The sequence below is a fragment of the Clostridium sp. BJN0001 genome, assembly GCF_022869825.1.
In the GTDB taxonomy this organism is placed as follows: Bacteria; Bacillota; Clostridia; order Clostridiales; family Clostridiaceae; genus Clostridium.
In genome coordinates, this window is record NZ_CP094971.1 from 1031415 (window position 1) to 1044951 (window position 13537).

General features: G+C 28.6%; 11 protein-coding genes. 5 read left to right on the forward strand and 6 right to left on the reverse strand.

The features are described 5' to 3' along the window. Nucleotides 1-181 precede the first annotated feature (181 nt). Nucleotides 182-1618 (forward strand): carbon starvation protein A, encoded by a 1437-nt coding sequence (locus tag MTX53_RS04885; protein ID WP_244835123.1) that lies wholly within the window; start codon nucleotides 182-184, stop codon nucleotides 1616-1618. Between the two features lie 108 nt (nucleotides 1619-1726). Here MTX53_RS04885 and MTX53_RS04890 read toward each other — a convergent pair whose 3' ends face one another. The 5 genes from MTX53_RS04890 to MTX53_RS04910 all read right to left on the reverse strand — a co-directional run bounded on the left by MTX53_RS04890 (nucleotide 1727) and on the right by MTX53_RS04910 (nucleotide 7289). After that, on the reverse strand, nucleotides 1727-2980 hold the full coding sequence (locus MTX53_RS04890; protein ID WP_244835125.1) for a DUF4317 domain-containing protein: 1254 nt from the start codon (nucleotides 2978-2980) through the stop codon (nucleotides 1727-1729). Between the two features lie 183 nt (nucleotides 2981-3163). Then, on the reverse strand, nucleotides 3164-4069 hold the full coding sequence (locus tag MTX53_RS04895) for a hypothetical protein (RefSeq protein ID WP_244835127.1): 906 nt from the start codon (nucleotides 4067-4069) through the stop codon (nucleotides 3164-3166). A 150-nt stretch (nucleotides 4070-4219) separates the two neighbouring features. Beyond that, nucleotides 4220-5119 carry a hypothetical protein gene (locus MTX53_RS04900; protein WP_244835129.1) on the reverse strand — a complete coding sequence of 300 codons (900 nt, stop codon included), beginning with the start codon at nucleotides 5117-5119 and terminating at the stop codon, nucleotides 4220-4222. 94 nt (nucleotides 5120-5213) lie between these two features. After that, nucleotides 5214-6116 (reverse strand): hypothetical protein, encoded by a 903-nt coding sequence (locus MTX53_RS04905; RefSeq protein ID WP_244835130.1) that lies wholly within the window; start codon nucleotides 6114-6116, stop codon nucleotides 5214-5216. Between the two features lie 261 nt (nucleotides 6117-6377). Next, complete coding sequence (locus tag MTX53_RS04910; protein ID WP_244835132.1) at nucleotides 6378-7289, reverse strand: hypothetical protein; 912 nt, start codon at nucleotides 7287-7289, stop codon at nucleotides 6378-6380. A 147-nt stretch (nucleotides 7290-7436) separates the two neighbouring features. Between MTX53_RS04910 and MTX53_RS04915 the strand changes: the two genes are divergently transcribed. The 4 genes from MTX53_RS04915 (at nucleotide 7437) to MTX53_RS04930 (ending at nucleotide 12670) form a co-directional block, all read left to right on the forward strand. Then, on the forward strand, nucleotides 7437-8426 hold the full coding sequence (locus MTX53_RS04915; protein ID WP_244835133.1) for a hypothetical protein: 990 nt from the start codon (nucleotides 7437-7439) through the stop codon (nucleotides 8424-8426). Nucleotides 8427-8442: 16 nt separating this feature from the next. Further along, nucleotides 8443-9177: a hypothetical protein gene (locus MTX53_RS04920; RefSeq protein ID WP_244835134.1), complete on the forward strand. Its 735-nt coding sequence runs from the start codon at nucleotides 8443-8445 to the stop codon at nucleotides 9175-9177. Nucleotides 9178-9532: 355 nt separating this feature from the next. Continuing rightward, nucleotides 9533-11194: a metallophosphoesterase gene (locus tag MTX53_RS04925; RefSeq protein WP_244835135.1), complete on the forward strand. Its 1662-nt coding sequence runs from the start codon at nucleotides 9533-9535 to the stop codon at nucleotides 11192-11194. Between the two features lie 129 nt (nucleotides 11195-11323). Then, nucleotides 11324-12670, forward strand: coding sequence for an MATE family efflux transporter (locus tag MTX53_RS04930; protein WP_244835136.1), 1347 nt, complete (start codon nucleotides 11324-11326; stop codon nucleotides 12668-12670). Here MTX53_RS04930 and MTX53_RS04935 read toward each other — a convergent pair. Continuing rightward, nucleotides 12648-13529 carry a LysR family transcriptional regulator gene (locus tag MTX53_RS04935; RefSeq protein WP_244835137.1) on the reverse strand — a complete coding sequence of 294 codons (882 nt, stop codon included), beginning with the start codon at nucleotides 13527-13529 and terminating at the stop codon, nucleotides 12648-12650. The two genes, MTX53_RS04930 and MTX53_RS04935, sit on opposite strands and share 23 nt — an antisense overlap. Nucleotides 13530-13537: the final 8 nt, after the last annotated feature.

Sequence of the window (13537 nt, forward strand, 5' to 3'; positions counted from 1 at the left end):
TTATTTTTATATCTACATTAAAATTTTACTACTGCAGTTTCATTTGTCAACGATAGATAATATTGATAATAATGGAATAATAAATAATTTTTTCTTGGAAAAGGTTTTCAGGAACGTATAAAAGTGGTACAATAATAATTGAAAAATAAACATACCAAAGAGAGTGAAAGAGGCGATTATTATGGTAAGTTTTTTTGTATGTTTAATAGGACTAATTGTTGGTTATATATTGTATAGTAAGTTTATTGAAAAAGTGTTTGGGCTTGATATTGAGAGAGCCACACCAGCAATGGAACATCCGGATGGTGTCGATTATATGCCTATGCCGACATGGAAGGCATTTTTGATTCAGCTTCTTAATATAGCTGGACTTGGACCAATATTTGGTGCTTTATCAGGAGCAATATGGGGACCAAGCGTATACTTATGGATAGTTTTTGGAACAATATTTGCAGGTGGTGTTCATGATTTCTTAAGTGGTATGTTATCAGTAAGAAATGATGGAGCTAGTATTTCAGAAATAGTTGGTATGTATTTAGGAAATACTATGAAAAATGTAATGAGAGTATTTTCAGTAATTCTTCTTGTTATGGTTGGAGTTGTATTTATGGTAGGACCTGCTGGACTTTTAGCAAGAATTAGTCCAACATGGATGAATATCACATTTTGGACAATAGTAGTACTTATTTATTATTTCTTAGCAACATTACTTCCTATAGACAAAATCATTGGAAAATTATATCCGTTTTTTGGAGTTTGTCTTATAGTTATGGCACTTGGCATTGGAGGAGCAACAATATTTAATAGTGGGACAAACCCTATGCCAGAGATTACATTTTCTAACATGCATCCTGATGGAAAGCCAATATGGCCTCTTATGTTTATAACAGTAGCATGTGGTGCTATATCAGGATTCCATTCAACACAGTCACCAATGGTAGCAAGATGCATAAAAAGTGAAAAATATGGAAGAAGTGTATTTTATGGTGCGATGGTAGCAGAAGGTGTAATTGCACTTATCTGGGCATCAGCTGGTGTATCATTTTATAATGGTACTCAAGGACTTTTAGACGCAGGAGGAGGATGCTCATCTACAGTATATGATATGTCTATGAAACTTCTTGGATCTGTTGGAGGTATACTTGCTATGATAGGTGTTATAGCATGCCCTATAACATCAGGAGACACAGCATTTAGAAGTGCAAGACTTACAATATCAGACTGGTTTAAGATTGATCAGAAAGTTATTAAAAATAGACTTATGTTAGCAGTTCCTTTACTTTTATCTGGTTATTTAATTTCACTTATAGATTATCAAGTTGTCTGGAGATATTTTTCATGGTCAAACCAGACACTTGCAATGATGGTATTATGGGCAGGAGCTGTATATCTTGCAAAATATGCAGGATTTGCTAAACCAATATCATCAATTGTTGCAGCAATTCCAGCAACATTTATGTCAGCAGTAAGCTGCACATATATTTTATATGCAGATGAAGGATTAAAATTATCAGCTTCAATATCATATCCAATAGGAATTCTATTTGCAATTGTATGTGCAGGATTATTCTTATTTAGAACACTTATACCATCATTAAAAGCTGAAAAGGAAAGTTAGATTTTAAATTGAAAATATAAAATATGTGAGAGAGTTTTATTTTATTAAATTAAGCCTATTGATTCACAATTAACAACTTGTGAATCAATAGGCTTTTTATTATTAGAATTAATTTAGTTTATCTAACATAACTCCATTTAATTTAATATGTTCATCATCTTCTAAAGGAATTACTATACATTTACGCCCATCAATTACATCTGATTTTATATCAGGCACTTTTTCAGGCTTTACGCTTAATACTACATCATAATCTGAAATATCGTCTGTTGAATTTTCATCTTCTATAGTTTGTTTTGTTTTTTGAAGTTCTTCTTTAAGGACTTGAACTTTTTTATTTAGTTCATGTTCTTTCTTCTTTTTTATGTTTTCTTTTACTGCTTTTTTATCAATTAGGTTTTCTGCAAGAGGAAGTTCATCTGAAAATTTTTCTTCAAATGATTTCTGAATCTTTTCAGATAAATCTTCGGATACTCCAGAATCAGATAATATGTTTGAAAATTTATCACTAGTTAAAATTTCAGGATTTTCTTCAGTTACATCATCATTTTCTTCAACAGCTGAATTTATATTTTCTTGAATTTCCATAAGCATCTTATTTGTTTCTTTATCTTCAGTTCCACCAGCTGCAGAGCATATAAGAGAATGAAATGTTTCTTTTTGAAGCGCCGCGGTCTGTTTTGAAGGACAGCTTAAAGCACCTTCCATAAATTCTTCATGAGGATCTTTTGGATTTTTAGTATAGTATATAACTGAATCGAAATTACTGCTTCTATCTGTAAAAGCGGGGAACACAAAGCCAATATCAGGTTTTGAAACAACCCAGTCACGCATAAGAGAACCAATTCTATTTTCATCTTGCAGATATCCAAGACCAGGTTTTGAAAGCTCAACAGGACAAACAGCACAGAGAATATATTCATATACTTCTTCAGATTCATCAAGATTTGAGTTATCTGTAGTTTTTTTCATAACGTCATAAGCATCATGAAAGACGAGTATTAAAAAGTTTCCCTCATAATCATAATTATCTATAACTGATTTATAGAAATTTTCAAGAAGATTATCATCTTTTAATGCACTTTTTTTAAGTGCAATTAAAGACTGTCTTGTTGAATCTATATCTTCACCTTCAAGAGGGAAGTCAAGCTGAAGCAGATTATTTCCTATTGTACCTGATAATACTTTTTTGGCAATTTCTAAATATTTAAAAAATTCTTCATCATCAAGGTTTAAAAATGTTTCTTTGATATGAAGAATAATATTCTTTTGTGAATTTACGTAACATCCGCATAGTTTAGTAAATGTGCATTTATCTTTTTTAAAACGTTTTTTTAATTCTGCTATATCTTTTTTTTTCATAATTTTAATCTTTACCTCTCCATATAGTTTTTAGCATAAAGCCTTTTATTTTAGTATAGTTTTGATTTTATTTATGTGCAAGACATATATTTTATTTATAAAAAATAATCGGCTATCAATTTAAATATAATTGATAGCCAATTCATTAATTAAATTTAATATATAATTTTAAATTCATATTTGTTAGATATTGCAGTCATCAGTTGGACACTGAGGAATATTGTCAGTTCCTTGAACACAATTTAATTGTGATGATTGAGGAACAAAGACTGCGAGTTCTTCTCTGTTTGTGAAGAACATTTTTTTATTTACTTTAAGTCCTAATTCTATAGATGCAGGAAATGTGTCAGTAGCATCATCAAAAGTTCCATCAGAAGTTACACTAAAGACATCTAAACAAGGAGTAAATTGATCATATATTGTAAGAGTAGTATCTCTTGGAAGGCATAATGCACCTGAGAATGTGAAATCACTAATTCCTAAACCTGAAGCGTCAATTGGACTTGCGAAAGAAAAAGATCCTGTAAAATCTTCACATCCAATTTTACCTTTTACTAATACTTCTAAAGTACATATAGTAAATGTTATCTGACTTTGTATAATTCTATAAGATACTCCGTTTAAATCGTCATCTCCATAGCAGCATCTATCAGTTGCTAATGTTCCTGTGAAGTTATTATATAAAGTGATAGCACCACATACAAATGAAGGATCCACTGCTGTTAAGGGTAGAACTGCTCCGTTTGCATATACTTCTAAAGGGTTATTACCGTCATCAATTCCTATTGCACTATATGAAATACCTATTTTTGTGATACATACAGGAGCACCATCAGTATAAGTTACACCTGCTGGTGGAGCATCTACAGTAAATGCTACTGGTGTATAAAATGCGGATTCTATTTTTTCAAAAGTCATGCAGTTTAGTATTCTTTCTGTTAATATTGGAGTACATACTGCGTTTGTTATTGAGCTGCATGTAACTGGTGAAGTTACAGTACAGCATTCTGGTTGTGAGTTATCTTTAAATAAAGGGCTGCTGCAATTAGCTTGACAGCAACCAGTATCTTTACATATTTGGTTTGCCATGTAGGTCCCCTCCTAAGTTTGTTTATAATTTTTTATCCTACCTGTTAATATAGTATGATATTTAATTATTGTTGTTACATAAGAGGATGGCATAAAATTTTTTTATTTTAATATATTATAATCATTGCTAATATAGATGTTTATTATTTTTTAGATATTGCAATCATCATTTGGACATTCTGGAATGTTACCAGTTCCTTCAACACAATTTAATTGTGATGATTGAGGAACAAAAACTGCGAGTTCTTCTCTGTCTGTAAAGAGCATTTTTTTATCTATTTTAAGTCCTAATTCCACTGATGTAGCAAATTGATTGTTAGCAGCATATACAGCATTAGTAGTTACACTAAAGATATCTAAGCATGGATTAAATCTATCATATATTGTAAGAGTTTTATCTCGTGGAAGGCATAATGCACCTGAGAATGTGAAATCGCTAAAGTTTAAATCTGCAGCTTCATACATAGGTGGGTAAGAATAAGATGCTGTAAAATCTTCGCATCCAATTTTACCTTTTACTAATAGTTTTAAAGAACATATATTAAATATTAACTGGCTTTGTATAAATCTATAAGATACACCAGTTAAATCATCATCTCCATAGCAGCATCTATCAGTTGATAATGTTCCTGTAAATTCTTTATATAACTCAGTACCATTACAGTTAAATACAGGACCTGAGGCTGTAAATGGGATAGATGTTCCATTTGCATATACAGTTGGAGCATCACCAACGGTAATTCCTATTGCACTATATGAAATACCTATTTTTGTAATGCATATAGCATCACCAACAGTATAAGTTACACCATCTGGTGGAGTATCTATAAGAAATGTTACTGGTGATACTAATGAAGTTTCTGTTTTTTGAAAAGTCATACAGTTTATTATTCTCTCTGTGATTATTGGAGTACATACTGCGTTTGTTATAGAACTGCATGTAACTGGTGAAGTTACAGTGCAGCATTCTGGCTGTGAGTTATCTTTAAATAAAGGGCTACTGCAATTAGCTTGACAGCAACCAGTGTCTTTACATATTTGGTTTGCCATTTAGGTTCCCTCCCGATTTTGTTTATAATTTTTTATTCTATCTGTTAATATAATATGAAATTTAGTTATTACAGTTATCTAATTTTATTATTTTTTAGATATTACAATCATCATTTGGACATTCTGGAACGTTGCCAGTTCCTTCAGTGCAATTTAATTGATATGATTCAGGCACAAAGACTGTAAGATTTTCTATATCTGTAAAGAGCATTTTTTTATCTATTTTAAGTCCTAATTCTAATGATGCGCTAAATTCGTCATCAGTTGTATATGAGGCATCAGTAATTACGCTAAAGATATCTAAGCATGGATTAAATCTATCATATATTGTAAGAGTAGTATCTCTTGGAAGACATACTGAACCCGAGAATGTGAAATCATTAATTCCTAAATCTGAAGCTAGAATTGGATTATTAGCAGGAGAATAAGATGCTGTAAAATCTTCACATCCGATTTTACCTTTTACAAATACTTTTAAAGCACATATATGAAATTTTATTTGGCTCTGTATAAATCTATAAGATACACCATTTAAATCATCATCTCCATAGCAGCATCTATCAGTTGATAATGTTCCACTAAATTCTTTAAATAAATTAAGAGAATTACAGTTAAATGCAGGTAATACTGGGTCTACTGTTATGAGTGATCCATTTGCATATATTGTTGGTTTATTAGCAAATGCAATTCCTATTGTGCTATATGAAATACCTATTTTTGTAATGCATATAGCATCTCCAGCAGTATAAGTTACACCATCTGGTGGAGGATCTATAACGAATGTTACTGGTGTAGAAAATGAGGATTCTGTTTTCTCAAAAGTCATACAGTTTACTATTTTTTCTGTTATTATTGAAGCACATACTGCGTCTGCTGCTGAGCTACATGTAACTGGTGAAGTTACAGTGCAGCAGTCTGGCTGTGAGTTATCTTTAAATAAAGGGCTGCTGCAATTAGCTTGACAGCACCCAGTGTCTTTACATATTTGGTTTGCCATTTAGGTTCCCTCCTGAGTTTGTTTATAATTTTTTTATTCTACCTATTAATATAATATGAAATTCAATTATTAATGTTACATAATTGGATATTATATTTAGCTGATATTAATGAATTACTTCCACATTCTAGTACTTCTTGGACTATTTTCACCCTATTTTCTTCAGTAAATTTTTTAATAAATCGCATTAAAAATACCCCCTCAAAATATTATAAAATACATTAAATGTATTAGTATAATATTTTGAGGGGGCCTATGAGTTTAGATGTTGCAATTATTATGTGGACATTCTGGAATATTATCAGTTCCTTGAATGCAATTTAATTGTGATGATTGAGGAACAAAAACTGCAAGTTCTTCTCTATCTGTGAAAAGCATTTTTTTATCTACTTTAAGTCCTAATTCTACTGATGCAGTAAATTGATTAGTAGCAGCATATACAGCATTAGTAGTTACACTAAAGATATCTAAGCATGGAGTAAATTTATCATATATTGTAAGAGTTTTATCTCTTGGAAGACATAATGAACCTGAGAATGTGAAATCACTAATTCCTAAATTAGAAGTGTGATATAAAACTGGGTAAAAATAAGATGCTGAAAAATCGTTGCATCCAATTTTTCCTTTTACTAATAGTTCTAAAGAACATATATCAAAGCTTATCTCGCTTTGTATAAATCTATAAGATACACCAGTTAAATCATCATCGCCATAGCAGCATCTATCAGTTGATAATGTCCCTGTAAATTCATTATATAATGAAGTGGAAGTTGGAACAGTAGGACAGACAAATGCAGGGCCTGAGGTTGCTAAAGAGATAGGTGTTCCATTTGCATGTACAGTTGGATCACCAACACCAACGGTAAGTCCTATTGCATTATATGAAACACCTATTTTTGTAATGCATATTGGATCTCCAACGGTATAAACTACACTTGGTGGAGTATCTATAGAAAATGTTGCTGAAGTTTCAAATGCAGTTTTTGTTTTCTGGAAAGTCATGCAGTTTATTATTTTTTCTGTTAGTATTGGAGTACATACTGCGTTTGTTATAGAGCTGCATGTAACTGGTGGAGTTACAGTGCAGCATTCTGGTTTTGAGTTATCTTTATATAAAGGGCTGCTGCAATTAGCTTGACAGCACCCGGTATCTTTACATATTTGGTTTGCCATTTGGTTTCCCTCCTGAGTTTATTTATAATTTTTTTATCTTATCTGTTAATATAATATGAAGTTTAATTATTGCTGTTACATAAGCGAATAGCATAAAAATTTTTTATTTTAATATATTATAATAATCATGAATATTGGAGAAAACGTATGCCATTTCTTAATAAATTCAATATTGAAATTTCTATATCTAAGAAAATTTTAATTAAAATAAGGCTTGATCAGAATATATATTTAGATAAATATGATAAAAATAATGTTTTACTTTCAACATATAAAATAGAAAATGGATCATATTTATATGATAAGGTGTGGTTTTCGAAGATGAGTGATTTTTCTATATGTGGACTTTTATTAAAAAACAGTAATAAATTAATTTATATTTATATAAACTTAAAGAAAAATTTTATCATAAAAGAATGTATATCAAATAAGATTTCAGGGTATCAAACAATAGAATTCCCATATATTTATAAGAATAAAGATAGTACACATATTTTTTTCTATATAAATTATAATAAAAATCCTAGAAGATATTATTTAGTACATTATTATTATAATAAACATAAATGGAATAAAAATATAATATGTAATTCGTTATGTGCTATATTAACTAATTATGTATCATTTGTAAAAGAAAATGAATGTAGTGTATTTTATTTAAAAGGTGAACAATATTTTGAAGAAATATATTACAGATATTTTGATTTTAATACATTAAAATGGTCAGATGAAGAAAAAATTACGGATAATAAAAAGAGAAAAGTATATTTGGCTGTAGTTAAGGATAAAAAAAAGAATTATCATATAGCTTATTCAGAAAGTAATGGGAGAGTTTATAATATTTCATATATACATTTATCATATATAAATGAAAACAAATATGTTGAAAAGTATAATAATACTGTTTCAAAAACTATTGCTCCTATGTATCCAAATATAATTTTAACTAATTCTGTTATTTATGTGCAGTGGATAGAATATAGCTCTTTATATTATTTAAAAATAAATAGTGAAAATTTTCACACTGAAAGTCCAATGGTTATTGGAGAGAGTATGGGAAGCATATTTTTAGGATGCATAAATAATGATGAACAAAATTTCGTTTCATTTATTAATAAAAATGGTAAAAGAATATAATATCAAGGAGGTTAACATGGATTTGGTAAAATTTAGTGATACAGTATATGTTAGTGATGAAAAATTTGTTCCATATAAGAATGAAAATTTAGTTGTAGGAAATATTAATGAAATAAATAAATCTAGCAATAGTGCTATTTTGAATTTTAATCTTCAAAATATTGAGATAGAAAATATAAAGGCGTTATATTTTTATATATATCTTCAAAGTATAAGTATTTATCTAAGCCCTAAAGCTGATATAAATATAATAATACAAAAATATATAGATAGTGAATATGAAGATTTAAGTAGTACAATTTTATCTATACCAGTTTCAACACGAAAAAAATATATAAAGATAGATTTAAAAAATTTAATTGATATAAATGATAATAAGAATCTTCAATATAAGATTATAATTAGAAGTGGAATGGAAAATTTGAGATTAAGGTTTTCTTCAAATTCTTCAAAAAATCCTCCTTATCTTGAGGCATTTTTTAAAGATGCAGATAAAAAAAATATGGATAATGAAAAAAAGATAAAGGCAGCAGATAAAGATGAGTATATAGAACTTAAAGAATTACTAAAAAAGAATATTGAGAAAACAGAAAAACTAGAAGCTTCTTCAAAAGAAATAGAAAAAAAATTAGAGGAGCTTAATCTTGAGATACATTCAAAAATGGATGATAAATTTTATGAAGAATTAAAAGAAAATATAAAAAAAATATCAGATAAGCTTAATATTATTACAATTGAACCTCTTGAATAAAATTTTCACAATTTGAATACCTAAAGTTAAGAAAAAAGTAGAAATAATAGAAAAACATGATAAAACATATTGTAAAAAACCGTTTTCAATGATATCATAAATTTATGAAATAAAAGTTTATTTTATAAACTACTTTAATTAAACGATTTCAAAAAATAATTCTGGAGGTGGTATTTAACTAAAAAAATATTAAATAATATTCCAAAAATTTAACATCTAATTTTTTAGAAGATAATTTTTTGAAATAATATTTAATTGACACTTAAAGTGTACTAAAGAAAAAATTAATAAAAACGAAAGGAAGATGTCAAAACTAAAAAAGTAAATAGGAAGGTTTTGACAAAGGGGAAAAGTGATGAAAGTATTAAAATACGCAAAGAAAATGATTGGATTTTTAATAACAGTATGTATGGTATTAACATTAAATTTAGTTATATCATCAACAGAAGTTTCAGCACAGACAAATGATGTTTTAACTTATGTATTTAAAGATAGTGAATCTGGTTTCGCTGAGGGAACGATAACTCTTAAATCAGAAGAAGGCGGCACATATTATATTTATTGGGCAGATAATGAAAAAGCATTAGATGGATATTATGAAATTACAAAAAGCAAAATAGAAAAAGGACAAAGCTATGAATTTTCATTTGAAAGTAATGTAGCAATTCCTTCTGGAGCTTCAAAAATTATAGCATTTAAGTCAGATGATGAACCTACAGATAAAAGCATAAAAAATGCAGCAGCAATTTTTGATATTCCAGCTGAAAAGAAGATGATTAAGTCATCAGAAAGTCCATTATATACATTTAATTCATATTCAGACATACATATAGACGAAGAACATTTTGGACAAACACCAGCAAATTATTGGCAGTATTCAGAAAAACACTTAGAGGATGCTTTAAAATATGCTAAAGAAAAGAATTCTGATTTTATAATTTCAAGCGGAGATCAAGTTACTAATGCTTCATGGGATAATATAGATAAAGAATATAAAGCTTATCAGAACATATTATCAAAATCTGATTATACAAATCATATCTATGAATGTTCAGGAAATCATGAAGTAAGACAGGATACACATGTACAAGAGGGACTTGATGCATTTATAAAAGGTACAGGCCTTGACAGTAAAATAGATACATTAAGTATGAATAAGCCTTATTTTACTGTAGAAGAACCCACAACTAATGATTTATTTATTTTTATGGCACTTGAAAAAGGATATAGACCAGCTAAGTATGATGAGTTTACAGATGAGCAGCTTAATTTTCTTGAAACAACTTTAGCTGATAATTATGGAAAAGGCAAAAATATTTTCTTAATTCAGCATGCATTAATTTCAGGATATGGTGCTGGAGATGATGTAAATACACCTTACTATGGTGGATCAATTAATAAAGATTTAGAGAGTGCAAAGAAGTTTGAAAAAATAATAGAGAAATATCCTAATATAGTTTGGATTTCAGGACATACTCATGAAGATTTTAGAATGGGATATAATTTTAGTAATAATAATGGAACTTCATGTTATATGATTCATAATAGTTCTGTATCAAATCCTACACACTTAAAAGAGCAGGATGGTAAAAAGAGTCTTGATTATGGATTTATTGAAAATAGTTCACAAGGATATTATGTTGAAGTTTATAAAAATGCTATGATCTTTTATGGTGCAAATTTAGTAGATGAAAAGATATATCCTTCATATTCATATATTATTAAGAATAATACATCAGTACAAAATGGAGTAAAAGAAGATAAATATGAATTAGTTGATTCTGATATCACAGCAGGTAATGTTGATTCTATATTAGAAAATGTAAAAACATATCTTGATATTAATTATGAATATGCATCATATGATAAGTATCAGGATTTAAAGAAAGTTTATTATGAAAACAAAGACCTTAATACTAAAGAATTAACTTCATCAAAGCTTAAGAATATTTATAGTAATCTTAAGAGTAAACTTTCTGATCTTTCTACTATTATTAATTATGTAGATAAAAAGTAAAATACAACTAAAAGCTTTTTATAAGGGCTACTGCTATATTTTGCAGTAGCTACTTTAATGTAAATAAATTTTTGATATAATTAAAATATTATATTAAAAGTTTATTATTATATGAAATGGATGAAAAATATGATTAATTTAAACACAAATTTATTAAAAGGAAATATAGTAAAAACATTAATTATTTTTGCAATACCTATTTTTATATCAAATGTATTTCAGCAGTTATATAATACTGTTGATACTATGATAGTTGGAAATTTTCTTAAAGATACATCACTTGCTGCAATTGGTGCATGTGCAGCTATTTTCGAACTTATGGTAGGATTTACAGTAGGAGTTGGAAGTGGAATGAGCATTGTAGCCGCAAGATTTTTTGGAGCAGGGGATACGGAAAATTTAAAAAAATCTGTTACAGCATCAATAATTATAGGAGTTTTAATTTCTCTTTTTATAATGATTATTTCAAAGATATGTCTTATGCCTCTTTTGAGAATTCTTGATACTCCTTCTGAAATAATAAATGAATCTTATTCTTATATTTCTACAGTAACTATGTTTGTAGGAGTAATGTTTTTATACAATTTAGCCTCTGGCCTTTTAAGAGCTATAGGCAATAGCGTTATGCCTCTTGTATTTTTAATTATTTCTTCTATTTTAAATATAGTTCTAGATTTATTATTTATAACAAAACTTAATATGGGCATACGTGGAACCGCTATCGCAACAGTAATATCTCAAGCAGTATCTGGAATACTTTGCATATTATATATATTAAAAAGGACAAAAGTTCTTGTCCCATCAAAAAAACATTTTAAATTTGATAAAAATATTTATAAAGAAATTTTAAGTCAAGGCTTGTCTATGGGATTTATGCTTTCAATAGTATCTACTGGAACTGTTATTTTGCAGTCATCTATTAATAAGCTTGGATATTTAATTATAGCAGGACATACTGCTGCAAGAAGATTAAGCAGCCTCTGCACAATGCCTATAGGAACACTTGCTGTTTCTCTTGCAACCTTTATTTCACAAAATAAAGGAGCAGATAAGAAAGAAAGAATAGTAAAAGCTGTACGCTTTGCAAATATTATGGCAATAATTTACGCGGCTATTATATCTGTTATTTTACTATTCTCTGCATCATTTTTGGTTCAATTACTATCAGGTTCTAAAGAGCATGATGTAATTTATAATGGAGCGAGATATCTTATGATAAATGCACCTTTTTATTCTGTTTTAGGCATACTTTTAAATTTAAGGAATGCACTTCAAGGACTTGGAGAAAAAGTTATTCCGCTTGTTTCAAGTATAATTGAATTTACTGGAAAAGTTATTTTCGTTATTTTATTTATTCCATATTTAAAATACTTTGGAGTAATAATATGCGAACCTGTAGTCTGGTGTTTTATGTGTCTACAGTTATGGTTTTCATTTTATAAAAACCCATATATTAAAAGTCTTGTTTTGAATTAAATTCATTTATTATAAAGTTTATAAAATATCTTCCCGCAATAGGGAGGATATTTTTATTTTTATATACGAGTCCTATTGTACGTACAACTTTGGGGCTTATGCTTTTGGTTATAATTTTTTGATGGTGATTTTTAAGCACAAGATTAGATAAAATAGATACACCAAGTCCATTTTCAACCATAGACATTATTGTATAATCATCATAAACTTTATATTCAATGTTAGGAGAAAGATTTTTTTCCTTAAAAACTTGAAGAGGTTCACTTATATCGCCTTCATCTAATAATATATAAGGCTCTTTTGAAATGTCGTCTAAAGTTATTTTTCTCTTTTTACACAGCTTGTGTTCTTTAGGAAGTACAGCAAGCATTTCGTCATCTCTAAGATTAATTACAGTTAAATCTTTGGATGCTGCAGATGGATTTATAAATCCAAAATCAACACTTCCGTCTTTTACCCAGTTATCAACGTTTGTATATTCTCCTTGCATCAAGTGAAAATGGACATAAGGATATTTTTTCTTGAATTTTTTAATAAGAAGAGGAAGCCAGTTGCATGATACGCTTGAAAATGTTCCAATTCTTATAATTCCACTTTGAAGTCCCTGCATTTCTTTTTTCTTTTCAAGTAGTTCAAGTTCAGCGTTTCTGATATTTTTTATAAATGGAAGATATTCTTTTCCATCTGGAGTAAGAATTATACTTTTTTTAGTTCTTGATATAAGTTTTGTATTAAGTGTGCTTTCAAGAGATGATATCATTTGGCTTACAGCCGATTGGGTATATCCAATTTGATCAGCTGCTTTTGTAAAGCTTCCTGTTTCAATTACTTTTATAAATGCATCATATTTAGTTAACATAATTATTT

Coding starts and splice junctions, on each gene's coding strand:
- MTX53_RS04885 (WP_244835123.1), top strand. CDS start 182: ATGGTAAGTTTTTTTGTATGTTTAATAGGACTAATTGTTGGTTATATA.
- MTX53_RS04890 (WP_244835125.1), bottom strand. CDS start 2,980: ATGAAAAAAAAAGATATAGCAGAATTAAAAAAACGTTTTAAAAAAGAT.
- MTX53_RS04895 (WP_244835127.1), bottom strand. CDS start 4,069: ATGGCAAACCAAATATGTAAAGATACTGGTTGCTGTCAAGCTAATTGC.
- MTX53_RS04900 (WP_244835129.1), bottom strand. CDS start 5,119: ATGGCAAACCAAATATGTAAAGACACTGGTTGCTGTCAAGCTAATTGC.
- MTX53_RS04905 (WP_244835130.1), bottom strand. CDS start 6,116: ATGGCAAACCAAATATGTAAAGACACTGGGTGCTGTCAAGCTAATTGC.
- MTX53_RS04910 (WP_244835132.1), bottom strand. CDS start 7,289: ATGGCAAACCAAATATGTAAAGATACCGGGTGCTGTCAAGCTAATTGC.
- MTX53_RS04915 (WP_244835133.1), top strand. CDS start 7,437: ATGCCATTTCTTAATAAATTCAATATTGAAATTTCTATATCTAAGAAA.
- MTX53_RS04920 (WP_244835134.1), top strand. CDS start 8,443: ATGGATTTGGTAAAATTTAGTGATACAGTATATGTTAGTGATGAAAAA.
- MTX53_RS04925 (WP_244835135.1), top strand. CDS start 9,533: ATGAAAGTATTAAAATACGCAAAGAAAATGATTGGATTTTTAATAACA.
- MTX53_RS04930 (WP_244835136.1), top strand. CDS start 11,324: ATGATTAATTTAAACACAAATTTATTAAAAGGAAATATAGTAAAAACA.
- MTX53_RS04935 (WP_244835137.1), bottom strand. CDS start 13,529: ATGTTAACTAAATATGATGCATTTATAAAAGTAATTGAAACAGGAAGC.